General features: G+C 62.5%; 20 protein-coding genes. 7 read left to right on the top strand and 13 right to left on the bottom strand.

Annotation, left to right across the window (positions count from 1 at the left end):
• Positions 1-75: 75 nt before the first annotated feature.
• From GKN89_RS08565 to GKN89_RS08555, 3 genes are all read left to right on the top strand, one after another.
• A complete protein-coding gene (locus tag GKN89_RS08565; protein ID WP_019454627.1) occupies positions 76-705 on the top strand; it encodes a flavin reductase family protein in 630 nt (209 codons plus the stop codon).
• Between the two features lie 167 nt (positions 706-872).
• Positions 873-1,133 carry a YdgH/BhsA/McbA-like domain containing protein gene (locus tag GKN89_RS08560; protein WP_025159991.1) on the top strand — a complete coding sequence of 87 codons (261 nt, stop codon included), beginning with the start codon at positions 873-875 and terminating at the stop codon, positions 1,131-1,133.
• Between the two features lie 288 nt (positions 1,134-1,421).
• Positions 1,422-2,057 (top strand): carbonic anhydrase, encoded by a 636-nt coding sequence (locus GKN89_RS08555; protein ID WP_004939270.1) that lies wholly within the window; start codon positions 1,422-1,424, stop codon positions 2,055-2,057.
• A gap of 62 nt (positions 2,058-2,119) precedes the next feature.
• Here the strand turns inward: GKN89_RS08555 and GKN89_RS08550 are convergent, their stop codons facing one another.
• Genes GKN89_RS08550 through GKN89_RS08535 form a run of 4 tightly spaced genes read right to left on the bottom strand, consistent with a single transcriptional unit; the run spans position 2,120 to position 7,129 of the window.
• Complete coding sequence (locus tag GKN89_RS08550) at positions 2,120-3,976, bottom strand: M3 family metallopeptidase (protein WP_154746781.1); 1,857 nt, start codon at positions 3,974-3,976, stop codon at positions 2,120-2,122.
• 46 nt (positions 3,977-4,022) lie between these two features.
• Positions 4,023-4,982 carry a DNA-binding protein YbiB gene (gene ybiB / locus GKN89_RS08545; RefSeq protein WP_154746780.1) on the bottom strand — a complete coding sequence of 320 codons (960 nt, stop codon included), beginning with the start codon at positions 4,980-4,982 and terminating at the stop codon, positions 4,023-4,025.
• A gap of 38 nt (positions 4,983-5,020) precedes the next feature.
• On the bottom strand, positions 5,021-5,650 hold the full coding sequence (locus tag GKN89_RS08540; RefSeq protein WP_019454631.1) for an FMN-binding negative transcriptional regulator: 630 nt from the start codon (positions 5,648-5,650) through the stop codon (positions 5,021-5,023).
• 57 nt (positions 5,651-5,707) lie between these two features.
• Positions 5,708-7,129: an MFS transporter gene (locus tag GKN89_RS08535; RefSeq protein ID WP_154746779.1), complete on the bottom strand. Its 1,422-nt coding sequence runs from the start codon at positions 7,127-7,129 to the stop codon at positions 5,708-5,710.
• A 99-nt stretch (positions 7,130-7,228) separates the two neighbouring features.
• Between GKN89_RS08535 and GKN89_RS08530 the strand changes: the two genes are divergently transcribed.
• Positions 7,229-8,068 (top strand): helix-turn-helix transcriptional regulator, encoded by an 840-nt coding sequence (locus tag GKN89_RS08530; protein WP_154746778.1) that lies wholly within the window; start codon positions 7,229-7,231, stop codon positions 8,066-8,068.
• On the opposite strand, the gene GKN89_RS08525 is transcribed toward GKN89_RS08530, so the two are convergent.
• The 4 genes from GKN89_RS08525 to prpB form a co-directional block, all read right to left on the bottom strand.
• Positions 8,065-8,694 (bottom strand): LysE family translocator, encoded by a 630-nt coding sequence (locus tag GKN89_RS08525; protein WP_019454632.1) that lies wholly within the window; start codon positions 8,692-8,694, stop codon positions 8,065-8,067. The genes GKN89_RS08530 and GKN89_RS08525 overlap by 4 nt on opposite strands.
• 79 nt (positions 8,695-8,773) lie before the next feature.
• Positions 8,774-10,225, bottom strand: coding sequence for a bifunctional 2-methylcitrate dehydratase/aconitate hydratase (locus GKN89_RS08520; protein ID WP_154747048.1), 1,452 nt, complete (start codon positions 10,223-10,225; stop codon positions 8,774-8,776).
• 50 nt (positions 10,226-10,275) lie between these two features.
• A complete protein-coding gene (prpC, locus tag GKN89_RS08515; protein WP_019454634.1) occupies positions 10,276-11,439 on the bottom strand; it encodes a 2-methylcitrate synthase in 1,164 nt (387 codons plus the stop codon).
• A 33-nt stretch (positions 11,440-11,472) separates the two neighbouring features.
• The gene (gene prpB, locus GKN89_RS08510) at positions 11,473-12,363 is read right to left on the bottom strand and encodes a methylisocitrate lyase (RefSeq protein WP_063919012.1); all 891 of its coding nucleotides are present in this window, start codon (positions 12,361-12,363) and stop codon (positions 11,473-11,475) included.
• 245 nt (positions 12,364-12,608) lie between these two features.
• Here prpB and prpR point away from each other — a divergent pair, with 245 nt between their 5' ends.
• Positions 12,609-14,207, top strand: a complete 1,599-nt coding sequence (gene prpR / locus GKN89_RS08505) for a propionate catabolism operon regulatory protein PrpR (RefSeq protein WP_154746777.1) — start codon at positions 12,609-12,611, stop codon at positions 14,205-14,207.
• 3 nt (positions 14,208-14,210) lie between these two features.
• Here prpR and GKN89_RS08500 read toward each other — a convergent pair whose 3' ends face one another.
• Positions 14,211-15,119, bottom strand: coding sequence for a DMT family transporter (locus tag GKN89_RS08500; RefSeq protein WP_154746776.1), 909 nt, complete (start codon positions 15,117-15,119; stop codon positions 14,211-14,213).
• 136 nt (positions 15,120-15,255) lie between these two features.
• Between GKN89_RS08500 and GKN89_RS08495 the strand changes: the two genes are divergently transcribed.
• Positions 15,256-15,690: an Lrp/AsnC family transcriptional regulator gene (locus GKN89_RS08495; protein WP_038880548.1), complete on the top strand. Its 435-nt coding sequence runs from the start codon at positions 15,256-15,258 to the stop codon at positions 15,688-15,690.
• On the opposite strand, the gene dinG is transcribed toward GKN89_RS08495, so the two are convergent.
• The 4 genes from dinG to GKN89_RS08475 all read right to left on the bottom strand — a co-directional run bounded on the left by dinG (position 15,691) and on the right by GKN89_RS08475 (position 19,451).
• A complete protein-coding gene (dinG, locus tag GKN89_RS08490) occupies positions 15,691-17,889 on the bottom strand; it encodes an ATP-dependent DNA helicase DinG (RefSeq protein ID WP_154746775.1) in 2,199 nt (732 codons plus the stop codon). It abuts the gene before it with no gap.
• Between the two features lie 66 nt (positions 17,890-17,955).
• On the bottom strand, positions 17,956-18,348 hold the full coding sequence (locus GKN89_RS08485; protein WP_019454640.1) for a tautomerase family protein: 393 nt from the start codon (positions 18,346-18,348) through the stop codon (positions 17,956-17,958).
• Complete coding sequence (locus GKN89_RS08480; RefSeq protein WP_019454641.1) at positions 18,338-18,670, bottom strand: carboxymuconolactone decarboxylase family protein; 333 nt, start codon at positions 18,668-18,670, stop codon at positions 18,338-18,340. The genes GKN89_RS08485 and GKN89_RS08480 overlap by 11 nt, the downstream gene beginning before the upstream one ends.
• Positions 18,671-18,794: 124 nt before the next feature.
• Positions 18,795-19,451: a glutathione S-transferase family protein gene (locus tag GKN89_RS08475; RefSeq protein WP_154746774.1), complete on the bottom strand. Its 657-nt coding sequence runs from the start codon at positions 19,449-19,451 to the stop codon at positions 18,795-18,797.
• A gap of 241 nt (positions 19,452-19,692) precedes the next feature.
• Between GKN89_RS08475 and ompC the strand changes: the two genes are divergently transcribed.
• Positions 19,693-20,790, top strand: coding sequence for a porin OmpC (ompC, locus tag GKN89_RS08470; protein WP_019454643.1), 1,098 nt, complete (start codon positions 19,693-19,695; stop codon positions 20,788-20,790).
• The last annotated feature ends 45 nt before the right edge of the window (positions 20,791-20,835 follow it).

The following is a 20,835-nucleotide window of genomic DNA, read 5'->3' as shown; positions in this document are numbered from 1 at the left end:
ACATCCGGCCCGCAATGGCGCAGCGGCGGGAAACCCGGCACAATGAAAGCTTCATCGATTGCCACAGGGTCCCCCATGAGCCGTGAATCTCGTTATTATTATGAACCCGCCGCCGGCCACGGCCTACCGCACGATCCGCTGAACGCTATCGTCGGCCCGCGTCCGATCGGCTGGATATCTTCCCGCAGCGCCGCCGGCCAGCGCAATCTGGCGCCCTACAGCTTTTTCAACTGCTTCAACTACCGTCCGCCGATCATCGGTTTCGCCAGCACCGGCTGGAAAGACAGCGTAGCGAATATCGTGGAAACCGGCGAGTTCGTCTGGAACCTGGCGACGCGCCCGCTGGCGGAAGCGATGAACAACAGTGCCATCAACCTGCCGCGCGGCGAGGACGAATTCGCCTTCGCCGGCGTTACGCCGCTGCCCGGGCGGCGGGTCAAAGCCGAACGCGTGGCGGAAAGCCCGGTGAACTTCGAATGCCGGTTGACCCAGTGCATTCAGCTGCAAACCGCCGATGGCGCACAGGTGGAAACCTGGCTGGTGTTGGGCGAAGTGGTGGCGGTGCATCTCGACCCGGCGCTGCTGGACGAACACGGCGTGTATCAGACCGCCGCCGCCGAACCTATCCTGCGCGCCGGCGGCCCGACCGCCTACTACGGCATTTCGGAACAGCACCGGTTCGACCTGACGCGCCCGATGCGCTGATCGTCTCCCCCGTTTATGCAGAAGATGAACGGGGGAATTAACAATCAAAAAATCTGAATAAAACCGTCAACACTCTCCGATTTCATCCCGCCTGTCACTGCGCAATAATCTTCCCATCGAAAGGCAAACCCCTTTCTCCCTAATTCACTTTGACAGGAATGACCAACATGAAAACCATCAAAACTTTTGCTGCCGCTATCGCCCTGGCTACCGTTTCTTTCACCACTTTCGCCGCTGAACACCTCAGCGCCCAGGATGCCGCCCAATTCGAAAAAGCCGGCGTGATCGTCGCCAGCGGCGCGACCGACCTGAGCAGCCTGACATCTCAGCTGGCCGCCAAAGCCGATGCCGCAGGCGCCAAGGCTTTCACCATCACCTCTACCAGCGGCAATAACCTGATGCACGCGACCGCGGTTATCTACAAATAATCCTTGCTCCAGTCGTCAGAAAGCCCGTCGGATATGACTCCGGCGGGCTTTTTTTATGTTCGCGTGCGTCGGCGCTGAATGGGTACGACAGCGCGCTCCTGGCCGTCCACGCTATCGGCAACCCACGCGCAAACGAGCCGGGTCATGTTGCCGAAAACCGGCATAAACCCTGTATTCAATGGGGTTTGCAGGGTGGCTTGAGCACACATTTTTTACCTAGCCATTGCTGGACTAACGGGAAAGGATGATTAATCATGTTACGCAGACTACAGATGCAGAGAGCGTTGTATGCAACATATCATTGAAGGTTTCCTCAGTTTCCAGAAAGAGATTTTCCCGCAGCGTAAGGAACTGTTTCGCAGCCTTGCCTCCAGCCAGAATCCTAAAGCGCTTTTCATCTCCTGTTCTGACAGCCGTCTGGTGCCCGAGCTGGTGACCCAGCAAGAACCGGGGCAACTTTTCGTTATCCGCAACGCAGGCAACATCGTCCCTTCCTTTGGCCCGGAGCCGGGCGGGGTATCCGCGACCATCGAGTATGCCGTTGTGGCGCTGGGCGTGACTGATATCGTTATCTGCGGCCACTCAAACTGTGGCGCCATGAAAGCCATCGCTTCCTGTCAGTGCCTCGATCCGATGCCGGCCGTGGCCCACTGGCTGCACTATGCCGATGCGGCAAAAGCGGTGGTCGAGAAGAAAACCTGGAATAGCGAAACAGACAAAGTTAACGCTATGGTTGAAGAGAACGTTATAGCTCAGCTAAATAATATCAAAACCCATCCTTCTGTGGCTGTGGGTCTGCGCAACAGCGGGCTGCGCCTGCACGGCTGGGTCTATGACATCGAAAGCGGCGAAATTCGCACGCTGGATAGAAACACCAAGAGCTTCGTGTCTCTGGCGGATAATCCCGACGTCTATTTCGAATAACATAGCGTCCGGTTTAGCCATTAAATAAAATCCACGCCGCGGCGTGGATTTTATTATCCGCCTTAAGCCAGGCGCGCCTCTATCGCCGCAGCGAAGTCGCGGCACATTCGTTCGTCACCGTCGGCGTTATCCGCCAATACCGTCTCGCCGTCCACCACCCGAATATGCGCCTGCAAATCGAAATCCGCCGGCGGCTGCGGGCGCTCGGCGGCGGCGGCCATCGTCTGCTGCGCTTCCCGCCACGCCTGCGCTACCGTCTGATTGCAGGCCTGCGCCAGAGAGTCCGGGTTGAACCCTTCGCCGGTCAGGCTGCGCAGCGTGTCGTCATGGCTGACGCTGTTGCCCGGCAACCAATAGTGCCGCGCCAGATCCGGGCCGATGGCCGGATTGTCCGTCAGGTAACCGTCGCGCTGCAGGAAGAACTGGCGGGTTTGTTCCACCGCCATCATCGCCAACAGATAGCCCTGGTAAGAACAAGCTGACTCCAGCGACAGCAGATGCGGGATCGCCAGCGTCGGGCGCGGGCTACCGCTGATGCCGAGGATTTTTTGCTCGATCTCGCGCGCCAGCGCGGTGATGGCTTCCGGCGTGCGCTGCGCGTCATCCCATTGATACAGCGCCCATTCGAAGTACGGCACCAACAGAATATGGCGTTCATTGAACGCGCGCATCGGCTGACGCGCCGCAATGCCGGCCTCGATCAACGCATCGGGCACCGCTTCGCCGGCGGCGTTTTTCGCATAGCGTTTCAGCCAGTCGGCGTCGTCGAGCAGGCTGTCGCAGAACATCGACTGGGTTTCGGCATAGGCCATCGAGGTCGGCGGGAACTCCTGCGAGAAGCACGGCGCGTTCTGGCGAATATTGGCGAAGTGCGCCGCATGGCCGCCCTCGTGGAACAGGGTGTTGAGCCCGTAGGCACCGCTGCCTACCTGCCCCGGCTGCGCCAGGCTGGTGAAGTTGATGCGCGCCGGCACCCATTCCCCCTGGCGCACAAACGGCGGCACCGGGCCGTGCATAAAGCCATTCTCATACTTGCCTTTGCGCACCAGCAGATCGAGGTTCATCTCCGCGCCGCCAAAACCGATGTGCAGGCGTTTGAAGCTGTCGACCCAACGTTCCAACGAACGGGAAAACGGGAAATAAGGATCCAGTTGGCGGGTGACGTCGCCGGCGCTGGCGAAGCGCACGTTCCACGGTTCCAGCGCCTGGCTGCCCTTCTCGGCCGCCAGCTGCTGCAGGCTGCGCGCGTTGGCCTCGCGGGTTTCCCGCTCGAAGCGATCCAGAATGGCGAACAGCTGTTCCGGCGTCATACGCTCGGTTTTGTTCACCTTGTAGTCGAAATAGTTGCGATAGCCCATCTGGCGCGCAAAGCGGTTGCGCAGGCCAATCAGCTCCGGCAAGCCGTTATGCAGCAGCCATTGCTCCAGATCGCGCAGCGCCTGCTGCGAGCTGCGGCGATACTCTTCATTCGGGTTGGTCGCCTGATTGGTCAGCAGCTCGCCGAGCGAAGCCGCCACGCGCTGGCCGTCGGCGTTCAGATGGGTGACCTGATAGCCCTTGCGGCGCGAGTAGAGATCGGACTCGGCGTGGATGATCTGATCCAACAGCGCCTGCGCCTGCGGATCTTCAATGGCGTTGCAATCGAAAAAGCGCAGCCAACCCTGCAGGCCGTGGATCAGCGCATCGCGCTGCGCCTCCTGCGGCAACGCCTCCAACCCGGCCAGCAGAGTACGGATCTCCCCGAGCCGGCGCGGTTCGGCGATAAAGCGCTTATAGGCGCTTTCGGCGGCGGAAAAGCGCGCCGAGACGTCTTCGCCGCCGGTGCCCATGTAGTTTTGCCAGAACAGCTCTTCTTTGGCACGGTGAACGTCGAGGTAATCCTGGTTCAATTGATTGAAGTAATCGAGAGCCTGTTGCATAACCGTCCTTCTCAGCCGATGAGGAAATATCCCAGTATAGTCTCGCCTAGGCCTGATGCAGGCGCCGCAGCCCCTGCTCCAGCGTCTCGCTTTCGCCGGTGGCCACCAGACAACAGGCGATCTGCCGCTGAATGGCCAGCGGGATCGCCACCTCGCCGGCCAGGCAGCGCTCGGTCCAGCGCGCGGTGGTTTCCGCGTCTTTCGCCGCCGGCAAGAGCGGCGTTTCATCCTGCAAGGTGCGTTCCAGCAAGATGCGCTGTTCGCCGCCGACGATATGGTGAATTTGCGGGCAGCGCAGCGGGTTGGCGTAAGCTTCGCCTTCCGTGCCGTGCATCAGCAGCCCGCGGGCGCCGATCTGGCGGAAAAACGACGCCACCCGGCCGACATACTCCGGGTGTGAAACGCTGGCGAGGCGCAGCGCATCCTGTTCGCCGAACGGCGTCGCCAGCTTGGCCAACGTATGGGCGCTGTTGCGCACCCCCATGCGCCAACGCAACCCAAGCTGCCGCGCCAGCGGCGCCGACAGCGTGGAAACCGGCATGAATACCGCCTCGCCGCTATCGAGACGCCGCTGGGCGTGATCGGCCTGTTCTGACCACGGCAGCCCAAGCGCGCGGAAAATCTCGGCGCTGGTCACGCGGGTGCTGTCGTCCAGCACGCCGTGCACCACCACCGGCAGGCCCACCTTCGCGAGCAGCAGCGCCAGCAACGGCGTCAGATTGGCCTGCTTACGCGCGCCGTTGTAGCTCGGCAACACCACCGGCAATGGCCGCCCCTGCGGCGCCTGCAGCGGCAGCACCTGCTGCTGCATCGCCTGGTAGAAGCCCAGCATCTCCTCTTCGGCTTCGCCCTTGATGCGCAGCGCGATCAGAATGCCGCCCAGCTCCAGCTCGGGGACCTCCCCGGCCAGCATCGCCTGATACAGCTGAAAAGCGGTCTGCCGGTCCAGGTCGCGCGCATGGTTTTTGCCGCGGCCTATTTCTTTGATAATTTTGGTGTAATCCATCCGAAGGTTCCCTCAGCTCACTCTTCGGTTAGCATACCCTATCCGCGCCGCCGCTCAACCTCCGCCGCCAGCCGCCGCTGCGCTTCATCGCCGTCGCGCAGCCCGGCGATCACCCCGTCGGCATCGTCGGCGCTGCGGTTTTGGCTCATCTTCCATTTGCCTTCGCGCCGGGTGACGGCGATCTCAATACCGACGATGCCTTTAAGTTGTGCGGCGATGTAGTTGGCCGGCGCATCGTCGAGCCGCCAGGGTTCAGGACGCCGCCCTTCCTGCTGCGCGGTCAGATCGATCAGTTGCCGGCGCAGCCAGGCCGGGTCGTCCGTCACCGTCGGCACGCCATACAGCTGCACGACGCTGTAGTTCCAGGTCGGCACCACCTTGCCGCTCTGGCGCTTGCTCGGGTACCAGCCGGGCGACACATAGCCCTCCACGCCCTGAAAGATCACCAGACATTCGGCCACCTGTTGCAACCGCCGCCAGTGTTCGTTGGCGCGCGACAGGTGCCCCCGCAGCCGGAGCTGCCCTTGCTCGACATCGGCCACAAACGGCAGCGGATCGGCCGTCAATCCCTGTTCGCCGTGGCTGACCAGCAGCCCGAGCGGATGGGCGCGCACCAGCGCCAGTTGGGTATCAAGATCGTCTTCGCGAAATGCGGCGGGTTGAAACATCAGTGTGGCTCCTTATCGCTCTCTCATGATGACGACAGTAAAGCACCCGCCGGCGGCCTACTTAAGATCCGCTTTCCGGCTATTTCGATTGATCCGGTTTAATAACAGCAGGGCGACGCCCATCGCCAACAGATTAAACACCATGGCGCCAGCGAACGCCTGGGCATAGCGCTCCGCCGCGCCGCTCGCCAACAGCGGCACGAAGCCGACGCCGCTGACCACGATGCCCAGCGCCCCCCCCACCTGCTGCACGGTGGCAACCAGACCCGCCGCCATGCCCGCCTGCCGCTCCTGCGCCAAACCGAGCACCAGATTCAGCAGCGGCGTCATGCTCAGCGCCTGGCCGAATCCCAGTACCACCAACCCCGGCAGCAACCGCAGGGGATGCGCCAGCACCGCCCCCCACAGCGCCTGCGCCATCAATAGTGCCAACCCGACGGCGTAAATCGCCACGCCCGCGCTTAGCACATCGTTACCCCAACGCAGCGCCAGCCGGGGCGCCAGCATCGAGGCCAGCATAAAAGCCGCGCTGGCCGGAGCGAACAGGCTGCCCGCCTGAAAAGGCGTCAGCCCCGCCCCCGCCTGCAGCAGCAGCGCGAAGCACAAGAAAAACGAGGAGGCGGTGGCATAAATCGCCAACACCACCGCCATGCCCGGTGCGAAGCCCGCTTGGCGGAACAGCGCCGGATCGAGCACCGCATCGCCACCGCGCTTTGCCAGGCGGCGTTCCCAACGCAGGAAACCCCACAGCGTCAGCAGCGCCAATGCCAGCATCGGCGCGATCCACCACGGCCAACCGCGCGCCGGCCCTTCCAGCAATGGCAGCAGCAACAGCGACAGGCCGGCCGCCGCCAGCAGCAGGCCAACGCCGTCTAACCGCTGCGCCTGCGCCACCCGCGATTCGGGAATGCGGCGCGTCGCCCACAGCGCCAGCGCGCCGATCGGCAGATTGATCAGGAAGATCATGCGCCAGCCGCTGCCGAACAGATTGGCCTCGATAATGAAACCCCCGAGGATCTGGCCGAAGATCGCCGCCAATCCCAGCGTCATCCCCAGCCAGGCGAAAGCGCGCCGCCGCTGTTGCGGCTGATACAGCACCCGCATCAGGGCGTAGATCTGCGGGAACAGCAGCGCCGCCGCCGCGCCTTGCAGAACACGGGCGGCGATCAGCAGGCTGAGCGACCCCGCCAGCCCGCACAACAGGGAACTCAGCGTGAATCCCAGCATGCCGAGGCTGAACAGACGCCGACGCCCGAAGCGATCCCCCAGGCGTCCTCCGGCGATCAGCAGTACCCCAAACGCCAGCTCATAACCGGCGACGATCAAACCGATAGCGGCGAAATCGGCGGCGAACTGTTGCTGGATCACCGGCGCCGCCACATTGACCACAAACAGATCGAACACCGTGACAAAACCGCCCAACAGCAGTACCGGCAGGCCGGGCAATCCCCGCCGTTCACCAGATAATGAATGTTCCATACCACCTCCAGAGATTATGATGGCCGCAGTATGGAACAGGGTTTAAACTGTTACTATATAGCCAGTTATACTATTACTAACAACAACAGGACGGCCGCCATGCCCCCACGCACCCTCGAACGCACCCGCCACGAACTGGCGGATTTTCTGCGTCAAAAACGAGAACAGCTGTCGCCGCAGGCGGTCGGTTTGCCGAGCGGCAGCCGCCGCCGCACGCCGGGATTGCGGCGTGAGGAGGTCGCGGCGCTGGCCGGCGTCGGCCTCACCTGGTACACCTGGCTGGAGCAAGGCAGGGAAATCAATGCCTCGGTGGCGTTTTTGGAAAATCTGGCGCGGGTGCTGCAGCTCGATGCCGCCGGCCGCTACCACCTGTTCTTATTGGCGCATCAGCGGCCACCGGTGCCGGTCGGACATCAGTGGTGCCAGGTTTCGCCGTTGGTGCGGCGGCTGTTGGACGATCTGGCGCTGCGGCCGGCCTACGTCATGAACCTCAGTTGGGACATCATCGCCTGGAACCCGGCGGCGCAGCGGCTGTTCGCCATCGACGAGCGCCCGACGCAAGAGCGCAACATGTTGTGGATGCTGTTTGCCGATCCGCAGCTCAATGCGCGCCTGCTGGAGTGGCGGGCGCAGGCGCCGCAGATCCTGGCCAGTTTCCGGCGCGACTATGCCCGTGCGCCGGAGGATGAGGTGATGCGTCAACGGGTGCAGGCGCTGGAGCGGGTATCACCGCAGTTCCGCCAGCTCTGGCGGCAGCATGACATTCACGGGCGTTGCCAGGGCCGGCGCAGCTTCACCCTCCCGGAAATCGGCCCGGTCACCTTTGACCATGCCTCTTTCATCGTCGACGAAGAGAATCACCTGCGGCTGGTGATGTACAGCGCGCTGCCGGACGAACCGGCCAGCGCGGCGTTTGAAGCGCTGCTGCGCAAGGGTTAACGACGACTGTCGAAAATGAGTTTGCAGGCCAGCCCGGCGAATACCCCGCTCAGCAGGTAGTTCGGCCAGCGGGCGCTGAAACGGCGGCCGGCAAAGCGGCTTTTCATGCCGCTGACCGCCAGGATCACCCCGCCATTAATCAGCAAGCCCACCAGATTCAACACCGTCGCCAGCGCCAGCATCTGCACCACCACCGAGCCGGCGCGCGGATCGATAAACTGCGGGAACAGCGCCAGCACGAACAGCGCCATTTTCGGGTTGAGGATGTTGGTGAACAATCCCTGACGGAAAATGCGCGCCGTCGGCACCGCCTGCAACCCGGAAGAAGCCTGCAGACTGCTGCCGGATCGCAGCGTTTTCCACGCCAGATAGAGCAGATAGGCGGCACCCAGCATTCTCACCGCGTCGTAGGCCAGCGGCACGGCGACGAACAGTTGCGACAACCCCAGCGCCGCCGCCAGCGCGTGGCAGTACGTGCCGAGCTGGATGCCCGCCAGCGAAGCGAAACCGGCGCGCCGCCCCTGGCTGACGCTGCGCGAAGCGATCAGCAGCATATCCGGGCCGGGGGTGAGCGCCAGCGCCACGCAGGCGCCGGAAAACAACAGCAGCGTTGCGGCATCAATCATGAATCACCTGATAAGAAAACGGACGGGAATGGAGCATTCATCATAGCGGCGCCGACATGGCTTGTCAGCGCCGCTCGCGTCAGATCACCCACAAATCCAGGTACTCGTTGACCGGCATCTGCGCCAGCCGCTGCCGATCCAGCGACACCTCGAGAATGCGCTGCTGCTGCAGAGCCGGGAACTGGCGCGCCAGGTTGATTTTGAACTTCTCGATCAGCAGCGGGATGCCCTCTTCGCGCCGCCGCGCATGGCCGATGGGGTACTCCACCGCCACTTCATCCAGACGGCTGCCGTCGGTGAACTCTATCGTCAGCGCATTGGCGATCGAGCGTTTTTCCGGATCGTGATAATCGCGGGTGAAGGCGGGATCTTCATGACAGTGGATCTTGCCGCGCAACGCGTCGATGCGCGGATCCTCGGCCACCCGATCCTCGTAATCGGCCGCCGTCAGCCGCCCGAACAGCAGCGGGATCGCCACCATATACTGAATGCAGTGATCGCGATCCGCCGGATTATCCAGCGGCCCTTGCTTGTCGATAATGCGCAGGCAGGCCTCGTGGGTGCGGATGCTCACTCTGGCGATGTCGGCGGCGGTTTTGCCGGCGGCCTGCATCTGGCGATGCAGCGTCATCGCCGCCTCCACGGCGGTCTGGGCATGGAACTCCGCCGGGAACGAAATTTTAAACAGCACGTTCTCCATCACGTACGCGCCGTACGGCCGCTGGAAGCGGAAGGGTTTGCCGTTGAAAGAAACGTCGTAGAACCCCCAGGTCGGCGCCGTCAGCGCCGAGGGATAACCCATCTCGCCGGTGGCGGCCATCAGCGCCAACCGCACCGCGCGGGAGGTCGCATCCCCCGCCGCCCAGGATTTGCGGGTGCCGGCGTTCGGCGCGTGGCGATAGGTGCGCAGCGACTGTCCGTCCACCCACGCCAGCGACACCGCGTTCAGGATCTCCGCGCGGCTCAGGCCGAGCATCTGCGCCACCACCGCGGTGGACGCCACTTTCACCAGCAGCACGTGATCCAGCCCCACCCGGTTGAAGGCGTTTTCCAACGCCAGGCAGCCCTGGATCTCGTGCGCCTTGATCATGGCGATCAGTACCTGCCGCATGGTCAGCGGCGCTTTGCCCGCCGCCACCGCCTGGCGAGAGAGCCAGTCGGCCACCGCCAGGATCCCGCCCAGGTTATCCGACGGGTGGCCCCATTCCGCCGCCAGCCAGGTATCGTTGAAGTCGAGCCAGCGGATCATGGCGCCGATATTGAACGCCGCCTGCACCGGATCCAGCTGGAAGCGGGTGCCCGGCACCCGACTGCCGTTCAGCACCTCGGCGCCCGGCACCACCGGCCCCATCAGTTTCTTGCAGGCCGGGTAGCTCAGCGCCTCCAGCCCGCAGCCGAGGGTATCGAGCAGGCAATAGTGGGCGGTGCGATACGCCGCCGGGGTATCGACGGCCTCTTTCATCACATAATCGACGATATCGACCATTTCGCGATCGAACGACGGGCGGCGGGTATTGGCAGACTCAAGCATCATGATTCCCAAAGGCTCCATAGTGAAAATGACACGATAACGAACGGCGCTCAGCGCTGATCCAGCGGTACGAACGCCCGCGCTTCCGGCCCGGTATAGTTGGCGGATGGACGAATGATTTTGTTGTCCTGCCGTTGCTCGATGATGTGCGCCGACCAGCCGCTGACGCGCGCCATGACAAACAGCGGCGTGAACATTTCGGTGGGCACGCCCAGCTGGTAATAAGACACCGCCGAGAACCAGTCGAGGTTGGGGAACATCTTTTTGGTGTCGCGCATCACGCTCTCCAGCCGGTCGGCGATGTCATACAGCTTCATCGCGCCCGCTTCCTGCGACAGGCGCAGCGCGATCTCTTTGATCACCTGATGGCGCGGATCGGAGACGGTGTACACCGGATGCCCGAAACCGATCACCACCTCTTTGTTATCGATGCGACGGCGAATGTCGGTTTCCGCTTCGTCCGGCGTTTCATAGCGCTGCTGGATCTCCAGCGACACCTCGTTGGCGCCGCCGTGCTTCGGCCCGCGCAGCGCGCCAATGGCGCCGACGATCGCCGAATAGATATCGGATCCGGTGCCGGCGATCACCCGGCCGGCGAAGGTCGAGGCGTTGAACTCATGCTCGGCGTAGAGGATCAATGAGGCGTGCATCGCCTGCTCCCAGCTGGCGGAAGGCGCTTCGCCGTGCAGCAGGTGCAGGAAGTGGCCGCCGATGGAGTCATCGTCGGTCTCCGGCTGAATGCGTTCGCCGTTGTGGCTGTAGTGATACCAGTAGAGCAACATCGATCCCAGCGACGCCAGCAGCCGGTCGGCGATGTCGCGCGCGCCGGCCGCGCCGTGCTGCTCTTTTTCCGGCAGGGTGCAGCCAAGGGCCGAGACGCCGGTGCGCATCACGTCCATCGGGTGAGACGCCGCCGGCAGGGCCTCCAGCACCGTGCGCACGCTGGCCGGCAGGCCGCGCAGCGCTTTCAAGCGATGTTTATAGGCATGAAGTTCGTCGCGGTTGGGCAGCTTGCCGTGGATCAGCAGGTGAGCCACCTCTTCAAACTCGCAGTGGCGCGCGAGATCGAGAATGTCGTAACCGCGATAGTGCAGATCGTTGCCGCTGCGCCCTACGGAGCACAGCGCGGTATTCCCGGCGGGCACGCCGGATAACGCCACGGATTTTTTCGGCTTATCGCCAGTCGGGCTTTGCGGAGGGATCGCTTGGCTCATACTGTCCTCATTTGGCTATTGCGTGAATGGCGCTTATTCGTCGCGCTGGCGCGCGAACAGAGCGTCGAGTTTCTCTTCGAACAAATAGTAGTTGATGCTTTCATACAGCTCGTTGCGGGTCTGCATGGTGTCGATGACGTTTTTCTGCGTGCCCTCCTCGCGCAGGGCGCGGTACACCCGCTCCGCCGCCCGGTTCATCGCCCGGAAAGCCGACAGCGGATACAGCGCCATATCCACCTGCGCGCTGCGCAGCTCATCGGTGGTGAACAGCGGCGTCGCGCCGAACTCGGTGATGTTGGCGAGGATCGGCACCCCGGTCGCTTCGGCGAAACGGCGGTACATGCCCAGTTCGGTAATCGCCTCCGGGAACAACATGTCGGCCCCGGCCGCCACGTAGGCCTGAGCACGCTCGATGGCCGCCTCCAGCCCCTCTACCGCCAGCGCGTCGGTGCGCGCCATGATCACGAAGTCCGGATCGCTGCGCGCATCCACCGCCGCTTTGATGCGATCCACCATCTCTTCGGTGGAAACGATGGCCTTATTGGGCCGATGGCCGCAGCGTTTGGCGCCGACCTGATCTTCAATATGCAGCGCCGCCGCCCCGGCCTTGCTCACCGAGCGTACCGTGCGGGCGACGTTGAACGCCGAAGCGCCGAAGCCGCTGTCGACATCCACCAACAGCGGCAGCGGGCAGACGTCGGTGATGCGGCGAATGTCGGTCAGCACATCGTCCAGCGTCGAAATGCCCAGGTCCGGCAACCCCAACGAACCGGCCGCCACGCCGCCGCCGGAAAGGTAGATGGCCTGGAATCCGGCCCGCTGGGCCAGCAGGGCATGGTTGGCGTTGATCGCGCCGGCGATTTGCAGGGGTTTTTCGTTACTCAGGGCCTGACGAAAGGCGAGCCCGGGTGAGCGCAGCGTCATGACGTTCTCTCCGATTAGCTAGATGAAACAGACAGAGCAAGGGGCGGGCCAGGTTGCACTTCGGTGAGGGAAAAAATTAAAAACGATAAAAATAAGTAAGTTATAAAATCCGCGTCGCCATTGGGCAGGCCAAGCGATAAAAAACGTTTCAGTTAACGTTTCAATCGCTGTTTCACGCGGCATATTTGAAACATGACTGAAACAAGGCTACACCTACTGCAGCCACTTTCATTCGGTAACAGACTATGAGCGATCACATCACGCCACCCCGCACGCCGGACAAACCGGTGATCTGGACCGTTTCCATCACCCGTCTGTTCGACCTGTTCAGGGATATCAGCCTCGAGTTCGACCACCTGGCGACCATCACCCCGATCCGCCTCGGCTTTGAGGAGGCGGTGCAGCATATTCGCGCTCGCCTGGCGACCGAGCCTTGCGACGCCATCATCGCCGCCGGCTCCAACGGCGCCTACCTGAAAAGCCGCCTGTCGGTGCCGGTCATTTTGGTCAAACCCGGCGGCTTCGACCTGCTGCAGGCGCTGAGCAAGGCGCGCAGAACCGCCGATCGGATCGGCGTCATCACCTACAAAACGCCGCTGCCCGCGCTGATGGAGTTCCAGCAAACCTTCGATCTGCCGCTGGAGCAGCGCAGCTACGTGACCGAAGAGGATGCGCGCGGCCAGATCGCCGAGCTGAAAGCCGCCGGCATTCAGGCCGTGGTTGGCGCGGGCCTCATCAGCGATCTGGCGGAAGAGGCCGGGCTCACCGCCATTTTTCTCTATTCCGCCGCCACCCTGCGCGCCGCCTTCAGCGATGCGCTGGACGTGACGCGCCTGATGCTGGGCAACGCCAAACGCGGCGACTACGCCGCGCGCAATACCCTGCAGCCGCGCTATGGGCTGGGCGATTTGCAGGGCGACTCCCCGCAGATGGAGCAGGCGCGGCGCACCATCATGCTGTACGCCCGCTCGCCGGCGGCGGTGTTGATCGAAGGAGAAACCGGCACCGGCAAAGAGCTGGCGGCGCAGGCGATCCACCGGGAATATTTTTCCCGGCGCGGCGCGCCGTCCAGAGGTGCAACGCCGCCGTTCGTCGCCATCAACTGCGGCGCCATCGCCGAATCGCTGCTGGAGGCAGAACTGTTCGGCTATGAGGAAGGCGCCTTTACCGGCTCACGGCGCGGCGGCCGACGCGGGCTGCTGGAGACCGCCAACGGCGGCACCCTGTTTCTGGATGAGATCGGCGAAATGCCGTTGCATCTGCAGACCCGGCTGCTGCGCGCGTTGGAAGAGAAAACCGTCACCCGGGTCGGCGGGCAACAGCCGGTGGCGGTCGATTTTCGCGTCATCAGCGCCACTCACAACCGGCTGGAACAGGCGATTCAGCTGGGCGAATTTCGTGCCGACCTGTTCTACCGCCTGAGCGCCCTGCGGCTGCAGCTGCCGCCACTGCGGACGCGCGGCGACGATATCGCGATGCTGGCGGAACACTTTCTGAAACAGTCGCTGGCGGCGCTCGACGTGCCGCTGAGCGAGCCGCTGCGCACCGCCATGGCCGGCTGTTACGCCGCGCTCAGTCACTACGCCTGGCCCGGCAACCTGCGCGAGCTGCGCAACATGATGGAACGGTTGGCGCTGATGCTGAGCACCGGCGCCGCGCCAAGCGGTGAAACGCTGCAGTGGCTGCTGCCGGAACTGGCGGCGCCAACCTCGCCCGAGGCGCCAGAGCCGCCCCTTTCCGCCCAAGCAGCGCTGGCGCAATGCGGCGGCGACCACGCCGCCGCCGCCCGATTGCTCGGGATCAGCCGCACCACTTTATGGCGTCGGCTGAAAAAACCGAACTGAGCATCAGCCATCGCGCCGGCTGGCCGGCAGCGGCGTCAATCGCGGTCGCCGTTCGCCCAGCAGGTTCATGCCCGCCGCCGCCAGCAGGATAATCGCCGCGCCCAGCAGCTGCCACACCGCCAGCCGGTGGCCAAAGGCCAGCCGATCCACCAGCATGGCGGCGATCGGATAGATGAACGACAGCGAGCCGATCAGGTTGGTCGGCAGCTTCTGCAGAGCGCCGTACATCAACACGTACATCAGGCCGGTGTGCAGCACGCCGAGCGTCGCCAGCATTCCCCACTGCCCAGCGCTTACCGAGGTATGAAAATCCACCCACGGCAGCAGCATCACCGCTCCCACCGCCACCTGAATCAACGCAATAAGGTGCGGCGGCGTGCCTTTCAGCCGCTTGGCCGCCAGCGCCATCAGGGCGTAGAAAAATGCCGCGCCGAGCGCCAGCACAATGCCCGCCAGATAATGGCTCTGTCCCCCCGCCTGCCGTGGCTGCGCCAGCACCACCAGCATCATGCCGCCAAACGCCAGCCCCAGCCATAACAGCTTGCGGGCGGTCAGCCGTTCCCCCAGAAACAGCGCCCCCAGCCCCACCAGCATAAACGGCTGGGTGTTGTACACCGCGGTGGCGATGGAGATAGACGCATAGGCATAGGCGGCGAACAGCAGCAGCCAGTTGATCACCAGCGCGACGCCGCCGGCGATCGCCAGCAGCAGCGTGGCGCGCGTCAGCGCATCGCGTCGCAGCTGCCCCAATACGCCGCACACCGCCAGCAGCACCAGCGCCCCTACCGCGCAGCGCCAAAACACCACGTTGACCACCGGCTGGCCGGACATCAGCACAAACCAGCCGATGGAGCCGGAAATCAACATCGCCGCCGTCATCTCCAGCGATCCGCGTTTTATCTCTGCATTCATGGTGCGTTTCTCCAAACCGGTCCAGAGACATAGCTTGCGGCTTTGCGGGGCGGCTTTCCATGGCATAAAAAAGGCAGTTATGCTTAACTGCCTTTTTCTCGTAGCTATAATCAAGAAAATACCTAACGGAGGCGTTATGGATGATATCGATCGCCAGATCCTGACTCTTTTGGCGCAGGACGCGCGCGCGTCGTTGAAGACGCTGAGCGCGCAGGTGGGGCTGTCGTCGCCGAGCACTTCGGAAAGGCTGCGGCGGCTGGAGGAAAGCGGCGTGATCCAGGGCTATACCCTGAACGTCAATCTGCAGGCGGTGGGCTACGCCTTCGAGTCGCTGGTGCGCATCAAGCCGCTGCCGGGCATGCTGAAGAAGGTCGAACAGCTGATTCAGGCGATCCCGGAAGTGGTCGAATGCGACAAGGTAACCGGCGAAGACTGCTTTATCGTGCGGCTGGTGGCGCACTCGATGGAGCAGCTCGACCACACCCTCGACCGGCTGGCCGAGCATGCGCAGAGCAACACCTCAATCGTGAAAACCACGCCGGTTAAACGCCGCCTGCCGCCGCTGCTCTGATTAACGCCGACGCTTGCGGGCGAACGGGTTGCCGCGCTTCTTCTCTTTTTTGGCCGCGTCGGCGGCGGATTTCAGCGCCGCCAGATGCGCCTTGTCGGCCTCCGGTACCGCGCGCTGTTCGATCGGGAATACCGGCAGCGACGCCAGCAGCCGCGAACCGTAATTTTTGGTCAGCAGCCGGCGATCGTAGATTACGATCTCGCCGTGGCATTGGTTGCTGCGGATCAGACGGCCGACCTGTTGGATCAGGTTGAACGAGGCGCTCGGCAGGCTCTGTACCTCGAACGGATAACGCTTCAGCGATTTCAGCCACTCGCCCTCGGTGATGATCACCGGGCTGTCGATCGGCGGGAACGCGATTTTGTGAATATGCACCTGGGTCAGCAGCTCGCCTTTCAAATCCAGCCCTTCGGCGAACGATTGCAGCCCCACCAGCACGCTGGCGACGCCCTTCTCCACCCGCTTGCGGTGCTCTTCCACCAGCCGGTAGCGCGGCTGGTCGCCCTGCACCAGCAGCATCAGCCGCAGATCGGTCACGTAGCTGAGGAAGGTCTGCATCGCCCGGTGGCTACTGAACAGGATCAGCATGCCTTTGTGCTTGCCGCTCGCCTGCTCGGCGCGGAAGCAGCGCGCCATCTCCTCGAGGTGCTCCGCTTCGTTGGCGAGCGCCGGTTCATAACGCATCTGCGGAATGACAATCTTGCCCTGCTCGACGTGATTGAACGGCGAAGCGAGCGTTTCGAAGCGATCGCCGGCCTTCTCGCTCAGCCCGCTCATCTCCTGCAAACGCGCGAAGCTGTTCAGCGAACGCAGCGTGGCCGAGGTGACCACCACGTGCGGCACCTTGCGCCACAGCAGCTTCTCCAGCTGATCGCTGACGCGAATGCCGACGCAGTGCAGATACAGATGGGTGACGTTATCGCGCAGCTCGCGCGTGACCCATTTGGAGATCGGCGCGTTCGACGACTTGTCGAGCGCCGCCAGCCGCCACAGCTTGCTCATCGCCTCCAGATAGCCCAGCGTGCGGCTCATCTGCAGGATGGCGCGATGCAGGCGCATGATATCGTGCTTGCCGGTCTGCTCGGTGAGATCGTTAAGCACGAACTCCGCCAGCCCACGCAATGCATCGGTCAGTTTGAACAGCCGAGCGCAGCTCTCCACCATCTCCGCCGGCAGCTCGCCCATTTCAAAACGGTGCTCAGCGGCCACGCTGTCGCCGGGCAGGTAGGCGCTGACCTGATGCTCGAAGATCTGTACCAACTCGCGCAGCTCTTCGCAATGGTTTTTCAGCCGCTCGCTGTTGCTCAGCCCCGGCGGGTTCTTCGGCCGGTACTGCGTCATGCACTGCTCGACCTGGCGCACGATCATGTCCAGCTGCAGGTTGGTCGACAGCGCGGTGATTTCCCCGTCGATCTCCAGCGCGTCGCGCGCCACCTCCGGCAAATGATGGCCTTCGTCCAGCACCAGCAGCAGTTCTTTCGGGTTTGGCAGCACCGATTCCGTCTCCAGCGCCGCCATCACCAGGGCGTGGTTGGCCACCACCACGTCGGCGCTTTCGATCTCTTTGCGGGCGATATAGAACGGGCATTCGCGGATGTAGTGGCAGTTGCGCCCCAGACAGTTGGCCTTGTCGGTGCTCAGCTTGGCCCACAGCGGATCGTCGATGCTCTGCTGATAGTGATCGCGCAGCCCGTCCCACTCGAAGCGGGCCAACGCCTTGGTCAACTTCTGGCACAGCGCCTGCTCTTCACCGCTGGACGGCGCCAGCTCGTCGTCGAGAAATAGCGTCAGATCGCCCTGTTGGCTGACGTCGGTGCTCATCGCCGCCAGGTTGCGCGGGCACACGTAGCGCCCACGGCCAAAGGCGCCGGTAAATTTCAGATCGGGGATAATCTTCTTCAGCAGCGGCAAATCTTTGCTGTAGATCTGGTCCTGCAACGCCACGTTGGCGGTGCTCACCACCAGCGGCTTGCTCTCCGCCCGCCCGACGGCGATGCCCGGGATCAGGTAAGACAGCGTTTTGCCGACGCCGGTCGGCGCCTCGATCGCCAGATGGCGCGGGTAGTCGCCGGCCAGCGTCTTCGCCACCTCGGCGATCATCTGGCGCTGGGGCGCGCGGGAAATAAAATCCGGTATTTGCTGCTGCAGGGCTTTGTACCACTGGCCAATCTGATCTTTAACTGCGGAGGAGAGCGCCATTCAACTCTTATCTAAACGAAATGATGGCGCTATTGTCCCACAGACCGCCGGCGACGTCAGCCCGAGTTACGCCTGCGGATCGATCATCGAAGCGCGCCCGGCACCGAACGACCACTCGTCCCGCTGGGTGGTGGTGATCACCACCATCACATCCTCAGGATTCAGCCGCAGGTTTTCCGCCAGCAGCGCCGCCAGCCGCCCGTAGAAGCGCCGCTTGGTGTCGGTGTCGCGAGGCCGCCCGGCGGTGATGTAAAACAGTACGAAATCCGCGCTGCGCGGCCCACCGAGATAATCGCGATCGTAGATAAGTTCGCCAGGGCGGTATTGATCGATAACCTGAAACCTGTCCGCCGGCGGCACCTCGAAGGCCTCCACCAGCGCCTGATGCAGGCTGTCGGACAAGGTTTGCAGATAGTCGGCGGACTTGCCCTGATGCAGGGCGATGCGGCTAAACGGCATGGTTGTCCTCCTGTTCCAGCTCGCGCAGGCGCGCCACGGCCGACGCCGCCGCGGGCCAGCCGGCGTAGAACGCCAGATGGGTGATGAGCTCGGCCAGCTGCTGATGCGCCACGCCGTTGCGCTGCGCCAGCTGCAGGTGAAACGGCAGCTGTTCCACGCGGTTAAGCGCCACCAGCGCGGCGACGGTGATCAGGCTGCGTTCGCGCGGGCTCAGCGCCGGCCGCTGCCAAACATCGTCAAACAAGACGCTGTCGCTGAGCTGCGCCAGCTTGGGGGCGATATCGCCGAACGCCTGTTGCCCGGCCTGGGATTTTGATGGCATCACACTCTCCTGTCAGTTGCGGATAGCCTTACGCTACCCGCCGCCGCAGCGAGTGAAAATCGGGATTTTCGGCAGGCTCGGTTCAGAAAAACGGGAGGGTTCCCCGCCGGCGGCGGGGAGGATTTTACGATACCTGCGGGGCAACGCCGTCGAAATGGGCGCTCAACAGCGCGTTCAGCTCCGGCCGCTGCTCCACCCGCTCGGCGATGGCGTACAGCCGCGGGCAGTGTTGCCGGAACCACACACGGCCCGGCCGCCAGTTGCACATCACCGCCACGTACAGATCCAACGCGCTGAAGCTTTTGCCGAGAAACCACGGGCCCGCTGCGCCGGCGGCGGCGTTCAGCTGCTGCAATAAGCGCTCGCGATACGCCATTACCGCGTTTTTCAGCTGTTCCGCCCCCGCCGCCTGCGGCTGCCAGCGCTGCGGATGGTCGGCATAGGTGAAGGTGGGGTAAATCTCCGCGTTGATGAACAACAGCCAGCGCAGAAAACGCGGCAACAGCGGCGAACCGCCAGGGGGTGCCAGCTCGGCGTGCGGCGCGCGATCGTGCAACAGCAGAATAATCGCCGCGCTCTCCGTCATCACTTCGTCATTGGGCAACACTAAGGTGGGCACCTGGCCGAGCGGGTTCAGGGCGAACAGACGCTCCCGCTCCGGGCCGTCCTGCGTGTAGTCCACTTCCTCATAGCCCCACGGGAAAGCGGTCAACACCAACGCGGCGGCCACGATCGTCGAGCCACAGCCCTGCGTACCGAACAACGTATAAGTATCGTGCATGATTCCTCCTGCAGCGAAACAAGGTATCGGTAACTGTAGACCAGCCGCTGACCGTCGGCTGAAGAAAAAATTCACCCTTTGCGCGACTTTTTTAATCGTTCGACATGAAAATGAATTTTTTGTCATAAATAGATCACATTACTACGGTAAAAATTCTCCGCCGCCAACAGTCAGGCGGCACAGTAAAACAGTAATGCAACTGATGATAAGCGTCTTTTAATCGAATAAAGCAGGGTAACCCATGAAACGTAATCTTCTGGCCGTTATTATTCCGGCACTTTTACTTGCGCAAGCGGCACAGGCAGCAGAAATCTACAATAAAGACGGCAACAAACTCGATTTTTACGGTCGTGTGAAAGCCCTGCATTATTTCTCCGATGATGCCGGCAACGACGGTGATAAAACCTACGTTCGTATCGGCTTTAAAGGTGCCACCCAGATTAATGACATGCTGACCGGTTACGGCCAGTGGGAATATCAGATCGCCGCCAACCATTCTGAATCTGACGGCACCAAAGACACTAAAACGCGTCTGGGCTTCGCCGGTCTGAAATATAAAGACTTCGGGTCTTTCGACTACGGTCGCAACTACGGCATTATTTACGACGTCGGCGCCTGGACGGATATGCTGCCTGAATTCGGCGACGACGCTTACGTCAAAACCGACAACTTCATGAACGGCCGCACCAACGGCGTCGCCACCTACCGTAATAACAACTTCTTCGGCCTGGTCGACGGTCTGAAATTCGCCGTACAATACCAGGGCAAAAACGAAAACGACGGCCGCTCCGCCAGCAAGGCGAACGGCGACGGCTGGGGCCTTTCCTCCAGCTATGAAATCATCGACGGTCTGAGCGTGGGCGCCGCCTATGCCTCTTCCAACCGTACCGCCAGCCAGAAAGCGGGCACCTTCGGTAAAGGCGACAAGGCCGATATCTGGGCCGCCGGTCTGAAATACGACAATAACGATGTCTACCTGGCCGCGACCTACTCGGAAAGCCGCAACATCGCGCCTATTTCCGGCACCGCCACCATCAATAACCGTTCCACCTCCGTCAGCGGCTTCGCCAATAAAGCCGAAGGCCTGGAACTGGTTGCACAATATCAGTTCGATTTCGGTCTGCGTCCATCGCTGGGTTACGTTCAGCAGAAGGGTAAAGATATTGAAGGCATCGGCGATACCGACCTGGTGAAATATATCGACGTGGGCGCGTATTACTATTTCAACAAGAACATGTCGACCTATGTCGATTATAAAATCAACCAGCTCGACAGCAATAACAAGCTGGGTCTGAAAGACGACAACGTGATTGCCGTCGCCCTGACCTACCAGTTCTGATGTGATGAATGAATAACCACCACTGCAAACTTTAGCGTCACTTGA

This window comes from Serratia sp. YC16 (assembly GCF_009707615.1).
GTDB lineage: Bacteria > Pseudomonadota > Gammaproteobacteria > Enterobacterales > Enterobacteriaceae > Serratia > Serratia surfactantfaciens.
Note: the sequence above shows the minus strand (reverse complement) of the source record. Positions and strands in the feature narration are given on the sequence as shown.

Excerpts from the sequence above, each read along its gene's own strand:
- GKN89_RS08560 (WP_025159991.1), top strand. The coding sequence starts at position 873 with ATGAAAACCATCAAAACTTTTGCTGCCGCTATCGCCCTGGCTACCGTT.
- GKN89_RS08480 (WP_019454641.1), bottom strand. The coding sequence starts at position 18,670 with ATGCCATCAAAATCCCAGGCCGGGCAACAGGCGTTCGGCGATATCGCC.
- prpB (WP_063919012.1), bottom strand. The coding sequence starts at position 12,363 with ATGACGCTGCGCTCACCCGGGCTCGCCTTTCGTCAGGCCCTGAGTAAC.
- ybiB (WP_154746780.1), bottom strand. The coding sequence starts at position 4,982 with ATGGATTACACCAAAATTATCAAAGAAATAGGCCGCGGCAAAAACCAT.
- GKN89_RS08565 (WP_019454627.1), top strand. The coding sequence starts at position 76 with ATGAGCCGTGAATCTCGTTATTATTATGAACCCGCCGCCGGCCACGGC.
- GKN89_RS08500 (WP_154746776.1), bottom strand. The coding sequence starts at position 15,119 with ATGAATGCAGAGATAAAACGCGGATCGCTGGAGATGACGGCGGCGATG.
- GKN89_RS08555 (WP_004939270.1), top strand. The coding sequence starts at position 1,422 with ATGCAACATATCATTGAAGGTTTCCTCAGTTTCCAGAAAGAGATTTTC.
- GKN89_RS08520 (WP_154747048.1), bottom strand. The coding sequence starts at position 10,225 with ATGCTTGAGTCTGCCAATACCCGCCGCCCGTCGTTCGATCGCGAAATG.
- GKN89_RS08475 (WP_154746774.1), bottom strand. The coding sequence starts at position 19,451 with ATGCACGATACTTATACGTTGTTCGGTACGCAGGGCTGTGGCTCGACG.
- prpR (WP_154746777.1), top strand. The coding sequence starts at position 12,609 with ATGAGCGATCACATCACGCCACCCCGCACGCCGGACAAACCGGTGATC.
- GKN89_RS08485 (WP_019454640.1), bottom strand. The coding sequence starts at position 18,348 with ATGCCGTTTAGCCGCATCGCCCTGCATCAGGGCAAGTCCGCCGACTAT.
- GKN89_RS08535 (WP_154746779.1), bottom strand. The coding sequence starts at position 7,129 with ATGGAACATTCATTATCTGGTGAACGGCGGGGATTGCCCGGCCTGCCG.
- GKN89_RS08540 (WP_019454631.1), bottom strand. The coding sequence starts at position 5,650 with ATGTTTCAACCCGCCGCATTTCGCGAAGACGATCTTGATACCCAACTG.
- ompC (WP_019454643.1), top strand. The coding sequence starts at position 19,693 with ATGAAACGTAATCTTCTGGCCGTTATTATTCCGGCACTTTTACTTGCG.
- prpC (WP_019454634.1), bottom strand. The coding sequence starts at position 11,439 with ATGAGCCAAGCGATCCCTCCGCAAAGCCCGACTGGCGATAAGCCGAAA.
- GKN89_RS08525 (WP_019454632.1), bottom strand. The coding sequence starts at position 8,694 with ATGATTGATGCCGCAACGCTGCTGTTGTTTTCCGGCGCCTGCGTGGCG.
- dinG (WP_154746775.1), bottom strand. The coding sequence starts at position 17,889 with ATGGCGCTCTCCTCCGCAGTTAAAGATCAGATTGGCCAGTGGTACAAA.
- GKN89_RS08530 (WP_154746778.1), top strand. The coding sequence starts at position 7,229 with ATGCCCCCACGCACCCTCGAACGCACCCGCCACGAACTGGCGGATTTT.
- GKN89_RS08495 (WP_038880548.1), top strand. The coding sequence starts at position 15,256 with ATGGATGATATCGATCGCCAGATCCTGACTCTTTTGGCGCAGGACGCG.
- GKN89_RS08550 (WP_154746781.1), bottom strand. The coding sequence starts at position 3,976 with ATGCAACAGGCTCTCGATTACTTCAATCAATTGAACCAGGATTACCTC.